This window comes from Nocardiopsis changdeensis (assembly GCF_018316655.1).
Classification (GTDB): Bacteria; Actinomycetota; Actinomycetes; order Streptosporangiales; family Streptosporangiaceae; genus Nocardiopsis; species Nocardiopsis changdeensis.
In genome coordinates this window covers 6,166,599-6,188,019 of the sequence record NZ_CP074133.1, presented here as the reverse complement: position 1 = coordinate 6,188,019, position 21,421 = coordinate 6,166,599, and the positions used below count along the sequence as shown (strand labels likewise).

At 69.1% G+C, this 21,421-nt stretch carries 12 protein-coding genes and 3 rRNA genes; 7 read left to right on the top strand and 8 right to left on the bottom strand.

Features of this window, described 5'->3' with window-relative positions; genetic code table 11:
* Positions 1 to 38 precede the first annotated feature (38 nt).
* Positions 39 to 926, top strand: a complete 888-nt coding sequence (gene rsmA / locus KGD84_RS27765; protein WP_220563291.1) for a 16S rRNA (adenine(1518)-N(6)/adenine(1519)-N(6))-dimethyltransferase RsmA — start codon at positions 39 to 41, stop codon at positions 924 to 926.
* Positions 927 to 984: 58 nt separating this feature from the next.
* Here rsmA and KGD84_RS27760 read toward each other — a convergent pair whose 3' ends face one another.
* The gene (locus tag KGD84_RS27760; RefSeq protein ID WP_220563290.1) at positions 985 to 1,263 is read right to left on the bottom strand and encodes a hypothetical protein; all 279 of its coding nucleotides are present in this window, start codon (positions 1,261 to 1,263) and stop codon (positions 985 to 987) included.
* A complete protein-coding gene (locus tag KGD84_RS27755; RefSeq protein WP_220563289.1) occupies positions 1,250 to 2,635 on the bottom strand; it encodes a PspC domain-containing protein in 1,386 nt (461 codons plus the stop codon). Before KGD84_RS27755 ends, KGD84_RS27760 begins: the two co-directional genes overlap by 14 nt.
* A 209-nt stretch (positions 2,636 to 2,844) precedes the next feature.
* Here KGD84_RS27755 and KGD84_RS27750 point away from each other — a divergent pair, with 209 nt between their 5' ends.
* Complete coding sequence (locus KGD84_RS27750; RefSeq protein WP_220563288.1) at positions 2,845 to 4,074, top strand: ATP-binding protein; 1,230 nt, start codon at positions 2,845 to 2,847, stop codon at positions 4,072 to 4,074.
* A gap of 82 nt (positions 4,075 to 4,156) precedes the next feature.
* Positions 4,157 to 4,831: a response regulator gene (locus KGD84_RS27745; RefSeq protein ID WP_220563287.1), complete on the top strand. Its 675-nt coding sequence runs from the start codon at positions 4,157 to 4,159 to the stop codon at positions 4,829 to 4,831.
* 33 nt (positions 4,832 to 4,864) lie between these two features.
* Here KGD84_RS27745 and KGD84_RS27740 read toward each other — a convergent pair whose 3' ends face one another.
* Positions 4,865 to 5,794 carry a nucleoside hydrolase gene (locus KGD84_RS27740; protein WP_220563286.1) on the bottom strand — a complete coding sequence of 310 codons (930 nt, stop codon included), beginning with the start codon at positions 5,792 to 5,794 and terminating at the stop codon, positions 4,865 to 4,867.
* A gap of 150 nt (positions 5,795 to 5,944) precedes the next feature.
* On the opposite strand from KGD84_RS27740, the gene pcrA reads away from it, so the two are divergent.
* The 4 genes from pcrA (at position 5,945) to rrf (ending at position 14,070) form a co-directional block, all read left to right on the top strand.
* A complete protein-coding gene (gene pcrA / locus KGD84_RS27735) occupies positions 5,945 to 8,254 on the top strand; it encodes a DNA helicase PcrA (RefSeq protein ID WP_220563285.1) in 2,310 nt (769 codons plus the stop codon).
* 606 nt (positions 8,255 to 8,860) lie between these two features.
* Positions 8,861 to 10,392: ribosomal RNA gene (locus KGD84_RS27730) — 16S ribosomal RNA — on the top strand.
* 374 nt (positions 10,393 to 10,766) lie between these two features.
* Positions 10,767 to 13,860: ribosomal RNA gene (locus KGD84_RS27725) — 23S ribosomal RNA — on the top strand.
* Positions 13,861 to 13,954: 94 nt separating this feature from the next.
* Positions 13,955 to 14,070 (top strand): 5S ribosomal RNA (gene rrf, locus KGD84_RS27720).
* The 16S, 23S and 5S rRNA genes sit together here, the layout of an rRNA operon.
* Before the next feature lie 2,739 nt (positions 14,071 to 16,809).
* Here the strand turns inward: rrf and KGD84_RS27715 are convergent.
* The 5 genes from KGD84_RS27715 to KGD84_RS27695 all read right to left on the bottom strand — a co-directional run bounded on the left by KGD84_RS27715 (position 16,810) and on the right by KGD84_RS27695 (position 21,385).
* A complete protein-coding gene (locus KGD84_RS27715; RefSeq protein ID WP_220563284.1) occupies positions 16,810 to 17,217 on the bottom strand; it encodes a hypothetical protein in 408 nt (135 codons plus the stop codon).
* Between the two features lie 362 nt (positions 17,218 to 17,579).
* Positions 17,580 to 18,620 carry a M23 family metallopeptidase gene (locus KGD84_RS27710; RefSeq protein WP_220563283.1) on the bottom strand — a complete coding sequence of 347 codons (1,041 nt, stop codon included), beginning with the start codon at positions 18,618 to 18,620 and terminating at the stop codon, positions 17,580 to 17,582.
* Between the two features lie 180 nt (positions 18,621 to 18,800).
* Complete coding sequence (locus KGD84_RS27705) at positions 18,801 to 19,364, bottom strand: methylated-DNA--[protein]-cysteine S-methyltransferase (RefSeq protein WP_277615514.1); 564 nt, start codon at positions 19,362 to 19,364, stop codon at positions 18,801 to 18,803.
* A gap of 128 nt (positions 19,365 to 19,492) precedes the next feature.
* Positions 19,493 to 20,926, bottom strand: coding sequence for an AlkA N-terminal domain-containing protein (locus KGD84_RS27700; protein WP_277615494.1), 1,434 nt, complete (start codon positions 20,924 to 20,926; stop codon positions 19,493 to 19,495).
* Positions 20,927 to 21,100: 174 nt separating this feature from the next.
* Positions 21,101 to 21,385: a hypothetical protein gene (locus KGD84_RS27695; protein ID WP_220563281.1), complete on the bottom strand. Its 285-nt coding sequence runs from the start codon at positions 21,383 to 21,385 to the stop codon at positions 21,101 to 21,103.
* Positions 21,386 to 21,421: the final 36 nt, after the last annotated feature.

Here is a 21,421-nt window from a genome sequence, read left to right as displayed (position 1 = left end):
CGCGGTCGCGGCCCCCACCCCCGCCGGGCTGGCAAGATGTGGGGGTGACACAGACACCCGCACCCGATGACCGATCCCGCCTGCTCACCCCCGCCGACGTGCGGGTCCTCGCCGAGCGGCTCGGAGTCCGGCCCACCAAGACCCTCGGGCAGAACTTCGTGATCGACCACGGCACCGTGCGCCGCATCGTCCGGGTCGCGGGGGTCGGCGAGGACGACGTCGTGGTCGAGGTCGGGCCGGGTCTGGGCTCCCTGACCCTGGCGCTGCTCCCGCACGTGAGCCGTGTCACCGCCATCGAGATCGACCCGGTGCTCGCCGAGGCGCTGCCCGGCACCGTCGCCGAGCACGCGCCCGAGCTCGCCGACCGGCTCACGGTCGTCCGCGACGACGCGATGCGCGTCGCCGAGGTGCCCGGCCCGGCCCCCACCGCTCTGGTCGCCAACCTGCCCTACAACGTGTCCGTCCCCGTCCTGCTCCACCTGCTCGAACTGCTGCCGAGCCTGGAACGGGTCCTGGTGATGGTCCAGTCGGAGGTCGCCGACCGGATCACCGCCTCCCCGGGCGGCCGCATCTACGGGGTGCCCTCGGCCAAGGTCGCCTGGTACGCCGCGGCCCGCCGGGCCGGGGCGGTGGGCCGCAACGTGTTCTGGCCCGCCCCCAACGTCGACTCCGGGCTGGTGGAGCTGGTCCGCCGCACCCCGCCCGAGACGCGGGCCACCCGCGAGGAGGTCTTCCGGGTGATCGACGCGGCCTTCGCCCAGCGCCGCAAGACCCTGCGCGCCGCCCTGGCCGGCTGGGCCGGCTCGGCCCCGGCCGCCGAGCGGGCGCTGCGCGCCGCCGGGATCGACCCCGGCGCCCGCGGGGAGTCCCTGCGGGTGGAGGACTTCGCGGCCATCGCCGAGCACCGCCCGGCCGCGGACGGCTGACCGGCGGACACGCACGAGGGGGCGCGGCGGATGCCGCGCCCCCTTGGTGTCCCCGGCCTCACCCCCGGGGCGGGCCGTCGTCCCCGTCCCCGCCCCCGTCGGAGACGGCGGTCCCGGCCGCCTCGGCGCGTTCCCGGGCCCGTTCCCGGGCGCGGGACCGCGAACGCTGTACCGCGCGGACCACCCCGGCCAGCACCAGCCCCGCCAGCACCACCGGCACCGCCCACCAGACACCGAACTCCCACTCCCCGGTGCCCCGCACGACGAACGCGACGGCGAGTCCGAGGAACAGCAGCCCCGCGACCAGCGACCCCCAGTCCGTTCTACGCTTCGCCATGCCGTACCTCCACAGTCCCGACGCGGATGTCGGTGTCCACTCTGATCAGGGGGACCTCGTCGTCCCCGGCCCCGCCGACCGGCTCGAACACCTCGCTCAACTCCCGGGTGATGCCGAACTGCTCCTCCTTCTCCCCGTTCCCGCCGAGCGGTACCAGGGACCCGAGGCCGACGTCCGCCCGCACCCGGGCCCGGGCCTCCTCGGGCAGCAGCAGGACCAGACGCCCCCGCCCGATCCCCGCCCGCACGTCCACGGTCTCCCCGGGCTCCAGGTCCCCGATCGCGGTCAGGTCCACCGTGAGGTCGCCCACCGTGAATCGGGGGGCGCCCCCGGCCTCCGCCTGCGCGACCGTGGTCGGCCGCCACACGTCCTCGCCGATCCGCACCCGGGTCACGTCCACCACGGACACCAGCACCAGGCCCAGTGTCAGCACCAGGCCCAGGAAGCCCAGCCCCCGCGGGTTCCCCGCCCAGGTGCCCACCACCGCGAGCAGCCCGACCAGCCCCAGCGCGCCGGCCAGGAAGTACACGCCGGTCTCGGGGCCCAGCAGCAGCCGCGCCGTGTCGGCGCTCCACACCGACGAGTCGCCGCCGAACGCCGCGACCGGCGCCACCACCGCGACGGCCAGCAGCGTCCACAGCGCCAGCACCGCCAACGGCGCCCCGCGCCGGGGCTTCGCCTTCCCGCGGTCCCTTCCGGGGCCGCGGTCCCCGCCGTCATGATCCCCGTCGCCGGGGCCCTCGTCCCCGTCCCCGCCGTCCGAGCGGTCGCCGCCCATCGTCCGCTCGGCCACCACCGCCAGGTCCACCGGACCGGTGGGGGCCGACGCCCACGGCTGCGCCGGGTTGTAGTAGCTCGGGCTCGGACCCGCGACCGGCGTCTCCGGCGGCGGCGCCTTGGCCCGCAGCTCCTCGCCCAGACCGGTGAACGCGGACCGCAGGTCCACCCCGCGGCCGCGCGCGGCCAGCACCCCCAGCACCAGCGGCACCGCCAGCACCAGAGTCGACCAGCCGAAACCACCGACCAGGCTGAACGCCGTCGCCACCGCCAGCCCCACCGCGAGCAGCTTCAGCACCGTCCGCGGCGGGATGCTCCGGTTCAGCATCTGCTCGATCGTCGCCGGACCGCCCCGCGCGTCCCGCATGAGCATCCACGCGACCAGGTACAGCAGCAGTCCGGTGCCCCCGGCGAACGAGGTCAGCGCGAAGGCCGCCCGCCACACCACCGGGTCGGTCCGCGTGTAGCGCCCCAGCCCGGAGCACACGCCGGCCAGGACCCGGTCGTCGTCCGCCTTGCGCAGCTCCCGTTCCGGGACGGGAACCGTCCCGGCCGCGGGCGCGTCGGATCCCGTGGGGGCCGAATCCTCACTCATGGTCGCTCACCGCACTCTCCTCACACACCCATGGTCACCCGCCGGCGGTGATCAGGGGAATCCGGGACGACCCTGACCCCACCCTGACCGCCCGCCCCGGCACATCCGGGGGCTCCACCCCGATGCCCGCGGCCCGCGGCCCGGTGCATGCTGGAGTCGACGGGGGGCACCCGTGCGCCCCGGACCGGCAACGCGCACGGACGGAAGACATGGACAAAGCAAGCGGCGACCGGGTGACACCGGTCGCGGACGACACCCCCAGGCTCACCCGGGCGGCCGACGGGAGACTGCTGGGCGGTGTCGCCGCGGGACTCGCCCGCCACCTGGGGGTGGACCCCGTCGTGGTCCGCCTCGCCTTCATGGCGCTCTCCGTCGGCGGCATCGGGATCGCCGTGTACGTCGCCCTCTTCTTCTTCGTCCCCGCCGAGGACACCGGACGCGGGGAGGACGACGAGGCGCGCGCCGCCGACGGCCGCCGCAAGGGCCGCGACATCTCACAGCTCGTCGCCTACGTCGGCCTGGCCGCCGGGCTCGGCTTCCTGTTCCTGCTGTTCGGCGGCGTCTTCGACCCGTTGCTGTGGTTCGTGGTGTTCGGCACCCTGGGCGCCGTCATCCTGTGGCAGCAGGCCAACCCCGGCCAGCGCGACGAGTGGATGACCAGCACGGTCGGCCGCGGCAAGGGGCTCATGCGCGCCCTGGCCGGCGTCCTCCTGGTCGTCGTCGGGGTCATCGGGTTCCTCGTCTTCCAGGAGCAGCTCCAGAACGCCCGCGCCGGGCTGACCTTCGCGTTCACCCTGCTCGCGGGCGTCGCCCTGATCGTCGCCCCGTGGATCGTCGGCCTGGTCCGCGAACGCGACGCCGAGCGCCGCGAGCGCATCCGCAACGCCGAACGCGCCGAACTGGCCGCCCACATCCACGACTCCGTGCTGCACACCCTCACCCTCATCCAGCGCCGCGCCGAGGACCCCCGTGAGGTGCAGCGCCTGGCCCGGGTGCAGGAGCGCGCCCTGCGCAGCTGGCTCTACCAGCGCCCCGCCGACGCCGAGACCACCGTCTCCCCGGCCCTGGAGCGCGTCGCCGCCGAGGTCGAGGAGGAGCACGGCATCCCCATCGAGGTGGTCTGCGTCGGCGACTGCCCGGTGGACGACGGCCTGCACGCCATGCTGCGCTCCGCCCGCGAGGCCATGGTCAACGCGTCCAAGTACGCGGGCACCGACACCATCTCCGTGTTCGGGGAGGTCGAGCCCGAGGAGGTGCTGGTGTTCGTGCGCGACCGGGGCGCCGGGTTCGACCTCGACTCCATCCCCGAGGACCGCATGGGCGTGCGCGGCTCCATCCTGGGCCGCATGGACCGTCACGGCGGCTCCGCGCGCATCCGCACCGCCCCGGGCGAGGGCACCGAGGTCCAGCTGCGCATGCCGCGCATCCCCGAGGTGTAGGGCGTTGCGGACGCACCGGAAAGGTACGTCGGAGGAGGGACCGGGATGTGGAGCGGGCCGGGCCGTGGGTAGAGTTCCCGTTGTGGGAGACGACAGCAGCACGACCTTCAGTGACGGCGGCGCGCCACCCCGCGTCGTGATCGTGGACGACCACCGCCTGTTCCGCAGCGGGGTCCGGGGAGAACTCGGCGACGCCGTCGACGTGGTCGGCGAGGCGGGCGACGTGGACTCCGCCGTGCAGGTGATCGAGCGGGCGCAGCCCGACCTCGTCCTGCTCGACGTCCACCTGCCCGGCGGCGGCGGTGTGGAGGTCCTGCGCCGCGTCCTGGCCCGCCACCCGCAGATCCGCTTCCTGGCGCTGTCGGTGTCCGACGCCGCCGAGGACGTGATCGGCGTGGTCCGCGGCGGAGCCCGCGGCTACGTCACCAAGACCATCTCCGGCAAGGAGCTCGCCGACGCCATCGTGCGCGTCGCCGACGGCGACGCCGTGTTCTCCCCGCGCCTGGCCGGGTTCGTCCTGGACGCCTTCTCGGCGACCGACGCCCCGCCCGTGGACCCCGAGCTGGACCGCCTCACCCAGCGCGAACGCGAGGTACTGCGGCACATCGCCCGGGGCTACGCCTACAAGGAGGTCGCCAAGGAGCTGTTCATCTCCGTCAAGACCGTGGAGACCCACGTGTCGTCGGTGCTGCGCAAGCTCCAGCTCTCCAACCGGCACGAGCTCAGCCGCTGGGCCACCGCCCGACGGCTCGTCTGACGCCCCCGGGCCCGGCGGACCCGGGGGACGGGGTCAGCGCAGCGCGTCGAGCATCCGGCCGAGGAACTCCTCGCCGGCCACGGCCGTGACCACCCGCGCCGGCCGCCGGCCGTCCCCGCCGGGGCGCAGCCGCAGGTCCGCCACCGTCATGCCGCGGGTCAGCGACCCGGACAGCTCCACCCGCACCGGCACCTCGACGGCCTCCGTCACCAGGTGCGGGTCCACCAGCACCGCCGCCGCCAGCGGGTCGTGCATCGCGCACTGGCGCACCCCGAAGATGCCCTTGTAGAAGTCGGCGTAGAAGTCCAGGAACTCCGAGGTGCGCGCGGCCCGCACACCCGGCACCGCCTTGAGCTCCTCCAGCCACCCGCCGGTGGCCACCGTCTCCATGGTGATGTCCAGCGCCACCAGGTCCAGGTCGAACCCGGCGCCGAACACGGCCTCGGCCGCCTCCGGGTCGTTGTTGATGTTGGCCTCGGCGTGCGAGGACACGTTGCCCGGCACCCGCACCGCGCCGCCCATCACCACGAGTCTGCGCACCAGCTCCGGCAGCCGCGGCTCCAGGCCCAGGGCGATCGCCAGGTTGGTCAGCGGGCCCACCGCCAGCACGTCCAGCTCGCCGGGGTACTCGCGGGCCAGCCGCACCAGCAACTCCGCGGCGCTCCCGTCCACCGGGGCCCCGGCCGGCTCGGGCAGCTCCACACCGCCCAGCCCGTTGTCGCCGTGGACGTGCGGGGCCAGCCTCGGCTCCTGCACCAGCGGCCGGGACGCGCCCACCGCCACGGGCACCTCCGGCCGCCCGTACAGCTCCAGCAGACGCAGGGCGTTGTCCGCCGTCACGTCCACACCGCCGTTGCCGAAGACCGCGCCGACCCCGACGATCTCCACCTCCGGCCGCGCCGCCAGATAGGCGAGCGCGACCGCGTCGTCGATCCCCGGATCGCAGTCGACGAACACGCGCATGACAAGAACCCCCGAACACGAGCGACGGCCCCCGCCCGTGCGGAGGCCCAGAGTCATCAGAGGAACAGCCTAAACGGGACGAACATCCGATCGGGTTGTGAAGCACCGCGCCCGGCGGGCCCTGTCTCCGACCGGCCGTAACCTGGATCCGTGTCCTCCCAAGAGCAGCTTCTCGAAGGTCTGAACGGTCCCCAGCGCGAGGCGGTCACCCACGGCGGCGGCCCGCTCCTCATCGTCGCGGGAGCCGGTTCGGGCAAGACCCGTGTCCTCACCCACCGCATCGCGTACCTGATGGCCGCGCGGGGGGTGCGCCCCGGGGAGATCCTCGCGATCACGTTCACCAACAAGGCCGCCGCCGAGATGCGCGAGCGCATCCAGGCCCTGCTCGGCGCGCGCGCCGCCGCCAGCATGTGGATCATGACGTTCCACTCGGCGTGCGTGCGCATCCTGCGCCGGGAGGCCCACCGCCTCGGCTACCCGAGCGGCTTCACCATCTACGACTCCGCCGACTCCGCGCGGCTCATGCAGCTGGTCTGCAAGGAGATGGACCTGGACCCCAAGCGGTTCCCGCCCAAGTCCTTCTCCGCCCAGATCTCCAACCTCAAGAACGAGCTGGTCGACTACGACACGTTCGCCGAGCAGGCCCAGACCGAGCAGGAGAAGAAGCTCGCCGAGGCGTACCGGCTGTACCAGCGCCGCCTGCACGAGGCCGGCGCCATGGACTTCGACGACCTGATCATGGTCACCGTCAACCTGCTCCAGATGTTCCCCGACGTCGCGGAGCACTACCGGCGCCGCTTCCGGCACGTCATGGTCGACGAGTACCAGGACACCAACCACGCCCAGTACGTGTTCATCCGCGAGCTCGTCGGGGCGGAGCAGGAGGCGCCGGTCGTCCCGCCCTCGGAGCTGTGCGTGGTCGGCGACGCCGACCAGTCCATCTACGCGTTCCGCGGCGCGACCATCCGCAACATCCTGGAGTTCGAGCGCGACTTCCCCGACGCGCGCACGATCCTGCTGGAGCAGAACTACCGCTCCACCCAGACGATCCTGTCGGCCGCCAACGCCGTCATCGAGCGCAACGAGGGCCGGCCCGCCAAGAACCTGTGGTCGGAGCAGGGCGAGGGGACGCCCATCGTCGGCTACGTCGCCGACAACGAGCACGACGAGGCCGCGTTCGTGGTGGGGGAGATCGACAAGCTCACCGACGACGGGGCGATCACCCCGGGCGAGGTGGCGGTGTTCTACCGGACCAACGCCCAGTCCCGGGTCTTCGAGGACGTGTTCATCCGGATGGGCCTGCCGTACAAGATCGTCGGCGGGGTGCGCTTCTACGAGCGCAAGGAGATCCGCGACGTCCTGGCCTACCTGCGCGTGCTCGCCAACCCCGAGGACACCGTCAGCCTGCGCCGCATCATCAACGTGCCCAAGCGCGGCATCGGCGCCCGGGCCGAGGAGTCGCTGGAGCTGTTCGCCGCCCGCGAGCGCATCACGTTCGCCCAGGCGCTGCGCCGGGTCGACGAGGTCCCGGCGATGGCGACCCGCTCGGTGAACGCCGTCCGCAACTTCACCGCCCTGCTCGACGAGTTGGCGGCGCTGGTGGAGGCGTCCAGCCCGTCGCAGCTGGTGGAGGCCGTCCTCGACAAGACCGGGTACCTCTCCGAGCTCGCCGAGTCCAAGGACATCCAGGACGAGAGCCGGGTGGAGAACCTGGAGGAGTTCGTGGACGTGGCGCGGGAGTTCGAGAACACCTTCACCGCCCTGCTGGAGGACGAGGCCGCACTGGAGGGGGAGGAGGTCGTCGAGGAGGACGCCGAGCCCACGCTGGTGGACTTCCTGGAGCGGATCTCCCTGGTCGCCGACACCGACCAGCTCCCGGACGCCGACGACGAGGGCGGGGTGGTCACGCTGATGACCCTGCACTCGGCGAAGGGGCTGGAGTTCCCGGTGGTGTTCCTGACGGGGCTGGAGGACGGGGTGTTCCCGCACATGCGCACCCTGGGCGACAAGACCCAGCTGGAGGAGGAGCGACGGCTGGCGTACGTGGGGCTGACCCGCGCCGAGCGCCTGCTCTACGTGAGCCGCGCCGCGGTGCGCAGCGCCTGGGGGAGCCCGTCGTACAACCCGCCCTCCCGCTTCCTGGACGAGGTCCCCCCGTCCCTGGTCGACTGGCGCCGCGGGGAGTCCCCGGTCCTGAGCGCCCCGCCCGCCCTGCGCCGCGGCCCGTCGGGCCGCTCCTTCGGCGGCGAGGGCTTCGGCGGCACCTTCGGCCGGAGCCGGCAGAAGACCGAGGCGCCGACCCTGAGCGTGGGGGACCTGGTCAACCACGACAAGTTCGGCATGGGCCGCGTCCAACTGGTCGACGGGACGGGCGACCGCACCAAGGCCCGCATCGACTTCGGCGCGGACATCGGGGAGAAGGACCTGATGGTCAAGTACGCGCCCATCGAGAAGCTGTGACCGCGACCTGACACCGCCCCGGAGGGCCCACAGACGGTGTTCTGTGGGCCTTCGTCGTTTTTGTCCGTCGCCTGTAAGACACGACACGGGCAAGGATCGGCAAACACGTCACGAGCACTCCCGGACGGGGGTAGTGTTGTCCAAGACCGAGCGAGACGGACGCCGATCCCCAGGGATCAGGGCGGACGGGCCGGTCGAAACCTCCCTTCCGAAGTGAGCGGTTCGAAGCACTGCTTCGACCATGTAAACTCGGTCGGGTCGCCTCGAAAGAGGCACAAGCCTTCACCGAAATCAGAAGGACCCGGAAAACGCCGATTTGGCGGGGAACGGGAACACTGATAAAGTGAAGACACAACAAAGCGGAAACGCAGACGCCTTCCACGGAAGAGCACACGGAACCCAAGGGTTCCGGGCTTGTACGGGAAGGGCGGTTGCTTCTTGAGAACTCAACAGCGCGTGTTCGATTTTTACAGCCAAGTTTGTTTTGGCCCCGTCACACGAGAATCGGTGAGATTCGAGTGTGCGAGGTTCCTTTGATTGAGCCAGACATGGTTCGGTCAGGATTTCTTCTAGGTTTCCAGACCCACGCTGGTCTGGTGCAAGACCTTTATGGAGAGTTTGATCCTGGCTCAGGACGAACGCTGGCGGCGTGCTTAACACATGCAAGTCGAGCGGTAAGGCCCTTCGGGGTACACGAGCGGCGAACGGGTGAGTAACACGTGAGCAACCTGCCCCTGACTCCGGGATAAGCGGTGGAAACGCCGTCTAATACCGGATACGACCCTCCTCCGCATGGTGGGGGGTGGAAAGTTTTTCGGTCGGGGATGGGCTCGCGGCCTATCAGCTTGTTGGTGGGGTAACGGCCTACCAAGGCGATTACGGGTAGCCGGCCTGAGAGGGCGACCGGCCACACTGGGACTGAGACACGGCCCAGACTCCTGCGGGAGGCAGCAGTGGGGAATATTGCGCAATGGGCGAAAGCCTGACGCAGCGACGCCGCGTGGGGGATGACGGCCTTCGGGTTGTAAACCTCTTTTACCACTCACGCAGGCCCCGGGTTCTCCCGGGGTTGACGGTAGGTGGGGAATAAGGACCGGCTAACTACGTGCCAGCAGCCGCGGTAATACGTAGGGTCCGAGCGTTGTCCGGAATTATTGGGCGTAAAGAGCTCGTAGGCGGCGTGTCGCGTCTGCTGTGAAAGACCGGGGCTTAACCCCGGTTCTGCAGTGGATACGGGCATGCTAGAGGTAGGTAGGGGAGACTGGAATTCCTGGTGTAGCGGTGAAATGCGCAGATATCAGGAGGAACACCGGTGGCGAAGGCGGGTCTCTGGGCCTTACCTGACGCTGAGGAGCGAAAGCATGGGGAGCGAACAGGATTAGATACCCTGGTAGTCCATGCCGTAAACGTTGGGCGCTAGGTGTGGGGACTTTCCACGGTTTCCGCGCCGTAGCTAACGCATTAAGCGCCCCGCCTGGGGAGTACGGCCGCAAGGCTAAAACTCAAAGGAATTGACGGGGGCCCGCACAAGCGGCGGAGCATGTTGCTTAATTCGACGCAACGCGAAGAACCTTACCAAGGTTTGACATCACCCGTGGACCTGTAGAGATACAGGGTCATTTGGTTGGCGGGTGACAGGTGGTGCATGGCTGTCGTCAGCTCGTGTCGTGAGATGTTGGGTTAAGTCCCGCAACGAGCGCAACCCTTGTTCCATGTTGCCAGCACGTAATGGTGGGGACTCATGGGAGACTGCCGGGGTCAACTCGGAGGAAGGTGGGGACGACGTCAAGTCATCATGCCCCTTATGTCTTGGGCTGCAAACATGCTACAATGGCCGGTACAATGGGCGTGCGATACCGTGAGGTGGAGCGAATCCCTAAAAGCCGGTCTCAGTTCGGATTGGGGTCTGCAACTCGACCCCATGAAGGTGGAGTCGCTAGTAATCGCGGATCAGCAACGCCGCGGTGAATACGTTCCCGGGCCTTGTACACACCGCCCGTCACGTCATGAAAGTCGGCAACACCCGAAACTTGTGGCCTAACCCTTCGGGGAGGGAGTGAGTGAAGGTGGGGCTGGCGATTGGGACGAAGTCGTAACAAGGTAGCCGTACCGGAAGGTGCGGCTGGATCACCTCCTTTCTAAGGAGTCTTTCAAGGCCAACACTTTTCCGATGGTTGGCCGGACTCGAAAGTGGACCCGATGCTCCTGGCCCTGGTGGCCGGTGAGAGGTCGGGATGGCTGTAGAAATTCATATCGAACTTCACCTCCGGGGGTCCTAGAAGCCTCGGGGGGCGCGCTGTTGGGTGTCTGAGGAAGCAACCCTCGTCTTGGTCCGGTTTCGGGCTAGGCGGGTCGGTTGGTTCCCGCGGACCGCCTCTGAGAACTCTCAGAATCTCCTGTGTGTCCTGCTCTCCTGAGGGAGGCGGGGCGGGGGTTTGTCTGAGTGGTAGCGGAGAACGCGGTTGGTGTTTTGATTTGTGAATAGTGTGCGCGAGCATCTTGTTATCTGTAGTGGCCAAGTGATAGTGGCATACGGTGGATGCCTTGGCACCAGGCGCCGATGAAGGACGTGGGAGGCCGCGATAGGCCACGGGGAGCTGTCAACCGAGCTGTGATCCGTGGGTGTCCGAATGGGGGAACCCAGCCCGAGTTGTGTCGGGTTGCCGCCGCCTGAATGTATAGGGCGGTTGGTGGTGACGCGGGGAAGTGAAACATCTCAGTACCCGTAGGAAGAGTAAACAACAGTGATTCTCCTAGTAGTGGTGAGCGAACGGGGAAGAGGCTAAACCGTGCGCGTGTGATAGACGGCAGTCGTTGCGTGTGCGGGGTTGTGGGGCGTGTCTTTTCGGGTCTGCCGGCCCGGAGCACTTGAGATCAGAGCTAGCTGAAACCGTTGGGAAGCGGTACCGGAGTGGGTGAGAGTCCCGTAGGTGAAGGTTCTGGTCGGGTGTTGACGCTGTCCCCGAGTAGCGCGGAGCCCGAGGAATTCCGTGTGAATCTGGCAGGACCACCTGCTAAGCCAAAATACGTCCTGGTGACCGATAGTGCACTAGTACCGTGAGGGAAAGGTGAAAAGTGCCCCGGTGAGGGGTCGTGAAATAGTACCTGAAACCGTGTGCTGTCAAGCCGTCAGAGCTGGGTCTTGTATCTGGTGATGGCGTGCCTTTTGAAGAATGAGCCTGCGAGTCATGGTGTGTGGCGAGGTTAACCCGGGTGGGGTAGCCGTAGGGAAACCGAGTCTGAATAGGGCGATTTGAGTCGCATGCTGTGGACCCGAAGCGGAGTGATCTACCCATGTCCAGGGTGAAGCGGGGGTAAGACCTCGTGGAGGCCCGAACCCACCAGGGTTGAAAACCTGGGGGATGAGGTGTGGGTAGGGGTGAAAGGCCAATCAAACTCCGTGATAGCTGGTTCTCCCCGAAATGCATTTAGGTGCAGCGTTGCGTGTTTCTTGCCGGAGGTAGAGCTACTGTTTGGCTGATGGGCCCGACAAGGTTACTGACGTCAGACAAACTCCGAATGCCGGTGAAGTGAAGCGTGGCAGTGAGACTGCGGGGGATAAGCTTCGTAGTCGAGAGGGAAACAGCCCAGATCATCAGCTAAGGCCCCTAAGCGTGTGCTAAGTGGGAAAGGTTGTGGAGTTGCTGAGACAACCAGGAGGTTGGCTTAGAAGCAGCCATCCTTTAAAGAGTGCGTAATAGCTCACTGGTCAAGTGGTTCTGCGCCGATAATGTAGCGGGGCTTAAGCACACCGCCGAAGCTGTGAAGCTCCACCTTTGGGGTGGGGTTGGTAGGGGAGCGTCGTGCGTTCGGTGAAGCCGCCGAGTGATCGTGTGGTGGAGGGCGTGCGAGTGAGAATGCAGGCATGAGTAGCGAAAGCAACGTGAGAAACGTTGCCGCCGATTGACTAAGGGTTCCTGGGGCAGGTTAATCCGCCCAGGGTGAGTCTGGACCTAAGGCGAGGCCGACAGGCGTAGTCGATGGATAACGGGTTGATATTCCCGTACCCGTGCACGAGCGCCCAGTATCGAATCAGGTGATGCTAACCACGCTGGTAGGCTTTCTGTCCTTCGGGACGGGTTGCTGTGCTGGTCTGGGATCCGAGCTTGTAGTAGGTAAGTGATGGGGTGACGCAGGAGGGTAGCTCTACCCGGCGGTGGTTGTCCGGGGGTAAGCGTGTAGGCCGGGGGTTGGCAAATCCGCCCCCATGAAGGTTGAGACGTGATGCGGAGCCGTTTTTGGCGAAGTGAGTGATCCCATGCTGTCGAGAAAAGCCTCTAGCGAGTTCGTGAGCGGCCAGTACCCTAAACCGACGCAGGTGGTCAGGTAGAGAATACCGAGGCGTTCGGGTGAACCATGGTTAAGGAACTCGGCAAATTGTCCCCGTAACTTTGGGAGAAGGGGAGCCCTGTCTGGTGAGAGCCCTTGCGGCTGGAGCTGGGTGGGGTCGCAGATAGCGGGGGGAAGCGACTGTTTATTAAAAACACAGGTCCGTGCGAAGTCGTAAGACGCTGTATACGGACTGACGCCTGCCCGGTGCTGGAACGTTAAGAGGACCGGTTAACGGGGTTCGCCCTGTGAAGCTGGGAATCCAAGCGCCAGTAAACGGCGGTGGTAACTATAACCATCCTAAGGTAGCGAAATTCCTTGTCGGGTAAGTTCCGACCTGCACGAATGGCGTAACGACTTCCCCACTGTCTCAACCATGGGCCCGGTGAAATTGCACTACGAGTAAAGATGCTCGTTTCGCGCAGCAGGACGGAAAGACCCCGGGACCTTCACTATAGCTTGACATTGGTGTTTGGGATGGTTTGTGTAGGATAGGTGGGAGCCGGTGAAACTGCCACGCTAGTGGTGGTGGAGGCGTTGGTGAAATACCACTCTGACTGTTTCGGGCATCTAACCTTGGGCCGTGATCCGGTTCGGGGACAGTGTCTGGTGGGTAGTTTAACTGGGGCGGTTGCCTCCCAAAGAGTAACGGAGGCGCCCAAAGGTTCCCTCAGCCTGGTTGGTAATCAGGTGTTGAGTGTAAGTGCACAAGGGAGCTTGACTGTGAGACGGACGTGTCGAGCAGGAGCGAAAGCTGGGACTAGTGATCCGGCACCGGCGTGTGGAAGCGGTGTCGCTCAACGGCTAAAAGGTACCCCGGGGATAACAGGCTGATCTTCCCCAAGAGTCCATATCGACGGGATGGTTTGGCACCTCGATGTCGGCTCGTCGCATCCTGGGGCTGGAGTTGGTCCCAAGGGTTGGGCTGTTCGCCCATTAAAGCGGCACGCGAGCTGGGTTTAGAACGTCGTGAGACAGTTCGGTCCCTATCCGCTGTGCGCGTTGGAGACTTGAGAAGGGCTGTCCCTAGTACGAGAGGACCGGGACGGACGAACCTCTGGTGTGCCAGTTGTCCTGCCAAGGGCATGGCTGGTTGGCTACGTTCGGGAGGGATAACCGCTGAAAGCATCTAAGCGGGAAGCTTGCTTCGAGATGAGGTCTCCTGCCTCCTTTGAGAGGGTAAGGCTCCCTAGAGACGATGGGGTTGATAGGCCGGGTGTGGAAGCCCTGTGAGGGGTGGAGCTGACCGGTACTAATAGGCCGAGGGCTTGTCCGCTGCAGATAATTGGGTGCTCGCGCATACATGTTCACATAACTGTGGAAGCTTCCGTTTCCCTGTCCTGGTTGGGGTGGGGTTGCGGTGTGGGTTTCCGTGGTGGTTATGGTGGGAGGGTCACACCCGGTTACTTTCCGAACCCGGTCGTTAAGTCTCCTTGCGCTGATGGTACTGCCCTGTGGTGGGGTGGGAGAGTAGGTTGCCGCCACGGTTTTTTTCGGGTTGAGAGCCCCTGCCTTCGGGTGGGGGCTTTCCCTGTTTTAGAGGGGGTCGCGTAGCGGCCCCCTTTTTTGTGCCCTGGGGGCCTCGGCCACAGCCGGAAGGCGTCGCAGCACCTCCGCCCCAGGGGGTTTCTCACCCGATTGGGACCTTCGCCCCAGCCGTGTCAGGCCAGTGGAGCCCCCGGCCCCAGGGGGTCTTCGCCGAGGTAGTTGTAGGTTTCCAAGAGGCCGGCCGCTTGGGGTGGGCGGTCCGCGCCGGGTGGGCCCGGCCCCGGCCGCAGTCGGCGCACGGCAGACCGCCGGGGGGAATCGTTGGGCGCGCGTGGCGGGTGGTGGGGGTGTGACTGCCGGAGCCGGGTGCACCCGGAGCGCGCACACCCGCACCGCCTGGAAAGGTTGGGGGCGCCGGCGGCGGTGAGGACGCTCCACGCTGTTGCCTACTCCCGCGGATGACCGCGGTACCGGTCAGTGCCGGGGGTGAAAGCCGCACGTACCCGCGACCCCGGCCCCAGACCGGGCACCGGACCGCGCACCTCAGCCGCCGGGGGTGAAAGCCGCACGTACCCGCGACCCCGGCCCCAGACCGGGCACCGGACCGCGCACCTCAGCCGCCGGGGGTGAAAGCCGCACGTACCCGCGACCCCGGCCCCAGACCGGGCACCGGACCGCGCACCTCAGCCGCCGTGGGTGAAAGCCGCACGTACCCGCGACCCCGGCCCCAGACCGGGCACCGGACCGCGCACCTCAGCCGCCGTGGGTGAAAGCCGCACGTACCCGCGACCCCGGCCCCAGACCGGGCACCGGACCGCGCACCTCAGCCGCCGTGGGTGAGAGCCGTAGGTGCTCGCGGCATCAGCCAGAGGGGGGTTGGGGAGGAAGAACCGCGGCCTCCACCGCAGGGGGTTCAGGGAGGCATGACCGGGACCCAGGACCCAGGGGGTGTGGGGAGGCATGCCTGCGGCCTTCGCCATGGGGGGTTTCGCCGCCAAGGCCCGCGGCCTCAGCCCCAGGTCGGGAACAGAACCGCGGCCTTGCCCCCCGGGGTGCGTGCCGCGAACGCCTTTCCGTGCCGTGGGTCGGGGCCGGGAGTCGGGTGCGGGCCTCACCCCCGTAGGGCGAGGGTGGTGGTTCCTCCTCCCTGCACCCCCCTTGTGGCACAGGTCGGCGGACACCTCCGGCAACACCCCTTGGGGCGGAGGTTTCCGGTTTCTCCTCCGGGCTGTGGCCGGGGTCGCGGTCATGCCTCCCCAACCCCCCCTCTGGCTGATGCCACGGGAACGCGCGGCCTTCAACCCCGGGGGCGGAGGTGCGCGGTCCTGTGCCCGGGCTGTGGCCGGAGCCGCGAGAACGTACCGCTTTCACCCCCTGGGACGGGGGTCGCGGTCTCTCCTTCCCACACCCCCTGGGGCAGAGGTCGCGGCCCTGTGCCCGGTCTGGGGCTAGGGTCGCGGGTACGTGCGGCGACACCCCCTGGGGCGGGGGTTGCGGTTATGCCTTCCCATACCCCCTGTGGCTTGGGAGCTGCGGGTGCGTGCGGGTTTCACCCCCGCTCCCGTCCGTACCGCGGTCACGCGCGGGAGTAGGCGGCAGCGTGGAGCGCCCTCACGTCCGTCGGCGCCCCCAACCTTTCCAGGCGGTGCGGGTGTGCGCGCTCCGCGTGCACCCGGCTCCGGCAGTCACACCCCCACCACCCGCCACGCGCGCCCAACGATTCCCCCTGGCGGTCTGCCGTGCGCCGACTGCGGCCGGGGCCGGGCCCACCCGGCGCGGACCGCCCACCCCAAGCGGCCGGCCTCTTGGAAACCTACAACTACCTCGGCGAAGACCCCCTATGGCCGGGCACCCCACTGGCCTGACACGGCTATGGCGGGCCACCCCGGTCGGGTGAGAAACCCCCTGGAGCGCAGGAAGCGGTCCACCCTCCGGCTGGGGCGGAGGTCCCGGCCGGGTGGGAAACCCCCTGGGGTCGGGGCGGGAAGCCGCCTGCGACCTTCACCCTTTGCGGCGGGGGCCCAGCGATGCCCTCCGGCTGTGGCCAAGGGCCCCGGTTAGGTGGGAAACCCCCTGCGGAGCAGGAGGCGGTTCGCCTTCCGGCGGTGGCTGAGGCTCCGGTCAGGTGGGAAACCCCCTGGGGTCGGGGCGGGAAGTCTCCCGCGGCCTTCACCCCTTGGAGCGGAGGTAACGGTTCACCTCCCGGCTGTGGCTGAGGGCCCCGGCCGGGTGGGCGACCCCCTGGGCCCGGGGCCCGCAGGTACGCGCGGCCCCCGCCCCGTGTGTCCGGGCGGCGGGAACGCCCACCCCGACCCCTCGGCGTCGAAGGAGATGATCCGCCCTCCGACCGTGCCTCGGCCCTCAACAGACCCACCCGCCACCCACCACAACGTTGAAAGGGCATAGGGGCACCCCCGGAGCCGGGGCGGGAAGCCTCCCACGGCCTTTGCCCCCTAGGGCGAAGGCCCCGCGTCGCCCTCCGGCGGGGGCTGAGGGCTCCAAGTGGGTGAGCGACTCCCGGGCCCGGGCGGGAGGCCACCTGTGGCCCCCATCCTCATGTGTCCGGGGCGGCGGGAACGCCCACCCCGACCCCTCGGCGCCGAAGGAGACGATCCGCCTTCCGACCGTGCCTCGGCCCCCGACAGACACACCCGCCACCCACCACAGCGTTGAAAGGTACGGGTAGGCACCCGGTCGCGGGTACGGCTCAGGAGGGAGCGGGAGGGGAACAGGTGAGATCACAGGTGGTCGTGCCGGTCCGCCGGTCTCTTCTGGCGGGAGGAGATCTGGGAGACCCGTTGTGGAGAGATCTTGAGATAGCGGGCGATCTCCCGGTTGTTCAAGCCGCGTCCTTGCAGTTTGGTGACCGTGCACCCGATCTTCCGGGCCGCCTCCTGCTGCATGCGTTCGGCTTCGCGCTGGGCCTGGCGGGCCTGTGTGGAGAGCGCGTCGATCTCGGCGTCCACCTGGATGTCTTCCATGACCACGGTGAACGTGTCGTCGTCGAGGTCGAGGGCCATGACGATGTGGTCACGGGCCATCTCCTCCGCCTCGGTGAGGTGGCGGGCCTGTGTGACACCCACGCCGTCGATGTGGAGCTCCCAGCCGCGGTCCCACCGCTTGGCGTGTACCTGGTAAGTCTTCACTGGAGCCACCCCTCCGGTAGGCACTTCATGCGTTTGATCGTGTCGGCGATGACTCCTGGGGAGAGCTCACCGTGTCGGGGATGATCGCTCGGTGCTCTCCGCACGGGCAGATCCATTTCTCGTGATTGCCTCTGCCGGAGTTCCGGGATTGTACGCACCCGTGCCTGCCGAGTGCCTGCTCGACCTGTCGCCGCTTCATCCCTTTGACCATGAGAATAAATCTAGCCCCCCTAGATATCAATGATAAAGGGGGGCTAGATCATTGGTTCGGCCTGGTGGGACGAGGGCTGCGGTGTTCCTCGTTCATGTCGGACCGGTGGTGGGGGAGGCCTGCCGATCCGGGCCGGGGGCCTCCCCTGGGGCTAGAAGCCGTAGTTGTACACCGACCCGCCCGGGTACACCGTCCCGACGCCGTTGCGGTACACGTAGCCGCCGTAGGCGGCGCCCTCGACGAAGGTCCAGCCGCCCAGGGTGCGGCCGTGCAGCGGCACGTACCAGCCCGCGGCGTTCGGGTCCGTGTACGCCCTCAGCCCGAAGTGGATGTGGGCGCCGGTGGTGGAGCCGCCCGCGCAGAGGCTGTTGCCCTGGGTGCCCAGGTAGTGCCCGACGCCGACGTTGTTGCCGGGCAGCCACTGGTAGTTCTCGAGGTGGTAGTAGTCCGTGGAGTACCCGTTGTCGTGGATGACGCGCGTCCACCCCGTGCACAGGCTGTACGCGTACCCGCCGCGGGCGGCGCGCGCCTGGCCGTTGCCGCCGGCGAAGTCCACCGAGCTGTACGGGCGTCCGGAGCCCCAGCCGTGCGGGCCGCCGGTCATGATCATCGAGGTGCCGATGGCGAACGGCAGCCCCACACCGATGTAGGTGGCGGCCGTGACGTCCTGTTCGGGGTCGGTGGCGGTGGCGACGGCCTCGCGCTGTTCGGCGTCCAGGAGGTCGGAGCCGCCGAGGATGTCGGAGAACTCGGCGCTGCCCTCCAGCCCCACCTCCCACCCCTGGGCGGTGTGGTCGGCGGCGAACAGCCACGCCTCCGGCGCCTCCTCGGAGCCGACCGGGACGGCGACGATGGCGACGCCGAACGCGGAGCCGTCGGAGGCCTCGCGGATGTCGACGCGCACGTCCTTGTCCTGGGCGTCGAGGGCGGCGATGCCCGCGCCCTGTTCGGCCAGGACGTCGGCGACGACCGCGTCGGCGAGCGGCTCCTCGGCGCTCCCGGAGCCCCGGACGCCCGGCAGTTCGGCGGAGACCTCGGGCTCGACGAGGATCTCGACGTTGTCGGCGGCGGCGAGTTCGGGCGCCGCGGGGGCGGGCGCGGCCTGGGCGGTGCCCGCGGTGGCGACCAGGGCGGCCGCACAGGTGAGGGCGAGGGTGGACAGGCCGAGGAAACGGGGGGTGGGGGGCGTCAACGCTTCTCCTTGTGGGGGTGAGCGAGCGGGGTTCGACGGTGGCCGGGGACGGTGTCACGGCCCCGGCCGCGCCTGTGGTCCTACCTCAGGACCGCGGCTACCGCAGAGTAACCAGACGCCCACACGTAGACAAGGGGAGGAGCTTCGCTTTTCGAGAAGCCCGGCCCTCCAGGGCTCCGCTCACGCCCCGTGCGCCTCCAGGGACAACAGGAACCTCTTGCGCTCCAGTCCGCCCGCGTACCCCGTGAGGGTCCCGTCCGCCCCGATCACCCGGTGGCAGGGGACCACGATGCTGATGGGGTTGCGCCCGTTGGCCATGCCGACCGCGCGGGACGCGGTGGGCCGGCCCAGCTCCTGGGCCAGCTCCCCGTAGCTCGCGGTCTCGCCGTACGGGATGGTGGTCAGCGCGGTCCACACGCGCCGCTGCCACTCGGTCCCCGCGGGAGCCAGGGGCAGGTCGAACTCGGTGAGCGTGCCCGCGAAGTACGCGCGCAGCTGGTCGGCGGTGTCGGCGAGCACGCCGGTGTCCTCCCGGACCCAGTCGGCGGGCACGTGGCGGGAGCTCCCGTCCTTGGCCGGGGTGAGCACACCGCCCAGGGCCTGCCCGTCGCCGTACAGGGTCAGCTCCCCGACGGGCGAGTCCATGGTGGTGAACCGGGTCGGGCCCGGTGTCGGGTCCTTGAACACGACCGCGGCGGCGCGGGCCGGTTCCGGTACTTCGATGTCGAGGGGCAGCATGTCCATGTCCGTATCCACGTCTCTATCCACGTCGTCCACGCCCGGTTCGGTCTCCGGGTCCACGTCCGTCTCCATGGCCGGCCCGATCGCCGGGGCCGTGCCCGTATCCACGCCCGCGTCCATGTCCGGCGCCCTCACAGTGAGGCCCACAGCAGGTGGGTGGCGTAGGAGCGCCAGGGGCTCCACACCTTGTCGTCGGGGTCGGGACCGGGACCGGTGCCCCCGGCCGGCGCCCCGCCGGTGAGCGCCTTGCGCACGCCCAGGTCGGTGCCCAGGAACACGTCCGGGTCGCCCAGGCCGCGCATGCGCACGTAGGCGGCGGTCCACGGCCCGATGCCCCGCAGCTCCTGGAGGCGGCGCTCGGTGTCGTCGCGGTCGCAGCCCGGGCCCAGGTCGACCCCGCCCGAGGCGAGGGCGGCGGCCAGCCCGGTGAGGGTGGCGGCGCGGGTGCGCGGCAGCGGCAGGTCCTCCGGGTCGACCGCGGCCAGCGCCGCGGGGGCGGGGAACAGGTGGGTGAGGCCGCCGGTGCGCAGCTCCGGGGCCAGGGGGTCGCCGTGCGCCAGGACCAGGCGGCCCGCGAGCGTGCGGGCGGCGGCCACGGACACCTGCTGGCCCAGGACCGCGCGCACGGCCAGTTCGGCCGGGTCCGGGTGGCCCGGGGAGCGCAGCCCCGGGAAGCGGGCGGACAGCGGGCCGAGCAGGGGGTCGCCGGCGAACGTCTCGGCGACGGCCTGCGGGTCGGCGTCCAGGTCCAGCAGGCGACGGCAGCGGCGCACCGCCCCCATCAGGTCGCGGGTGTCGGCCAGGCGCAGGCGGCACAGCACGTGCCCGGTGCCCGCGGACAGCTCCGCGGTGGCGGGGCCGTGCGGCAGGCGCAGCGTGCGCCGGTAGACGCCGCCGTGGAACTCCTCGACGCCCGGGACGGCTCGGGCGCCGAGGAAGGCGAGGGTGCGGTCGAGGTCGAACGGCGCCCGGTAGGCCAGGCGCAGCGTGATCGTGTCCGAGCCCGGGCGCACGGTGCGCCCGCGCATCTCGGTGGGAGCCCGGTCGAACATCGCGCGCATGGTCTCGTTGAACTGCCGCACGCTGGAGAACCCGGCGGCGAACGCGATGTCGGTCATCGGCATGTCCGTGGTCTCCACCAGCGTGCGCGCCGTGCGCGCCCGCTCGGTGCGGGCCAGCGCCAGCGGCCCGGCGCCGAGTTCGGCGGTGAGCAGCCGGTTGAGCTGGCGTTCGCTGTAGCCGACCGAGGACGCGACCTCGCTCACGCCGCCGCGGTCGACGGCGCCGTCCTGGATGAGCCGCATGGCGCGGCCCACCACGTCGGCGCGGATGTTCCACTCGGGCGAGCCGGGGGTGAGCTCGGGGCGGCACCGCTTGCAGGCGCGGAAGCCCGCCTCCTGGGCGGCGGCGGCCGTCGGGTAGAAGTCGACGTTCTGCCTCTTGGGGGTGCGCGCCGGGCAACTGGGACGGCAGTAGACACCGGTGGTGCGCACCGCTGTGTAGAACATCCCGTCGAACCGGGAGTCCCTGCCGTGTACGGCGCGGTAGCGCTGCTCATCGTCCATCACGGGATCCATACTCGCCGATCCCGGGGACCCGGACCGGCGGTTTTCGGACATCATGGTCAGGCCCTCCCGGCGTCCCCGGCCCGCCCGGCCTTTCCGGTGTTCCCGGCCCGCCGTGCCGACGCCTCCCGAACCGCGCCCGCGCCCTCGCACCCCCTGTGCTCAGGCCTCTGCTCAGGCCTCCTCCGAATGCTCCCTGAGGTACTCGATGTACACGGGGCGCAGGGCCTCCTGGACCTTGGGGTCGTTCTCGGCGGACAGGGCCTCGTACACGAACCCGGAGAGCTGGGCGACACTCGCCTCGCTGGCCTCCCGGTTGCCGGCGATCGCCTCGGCGGCGGGGATCAGCCCCAGGAGTTTCCAGAAGAAGCGCAGGTCCCACTTCTTGCGCGCCAGTTCGACGGCGCGCTCGCGCAGTTCGTCGGTGCCGAGCGAGTCGAGTTCCTGTTGCTGTGCCATGTTCCGGACGATACCCGTCCCCGCGCCCCGTCACCT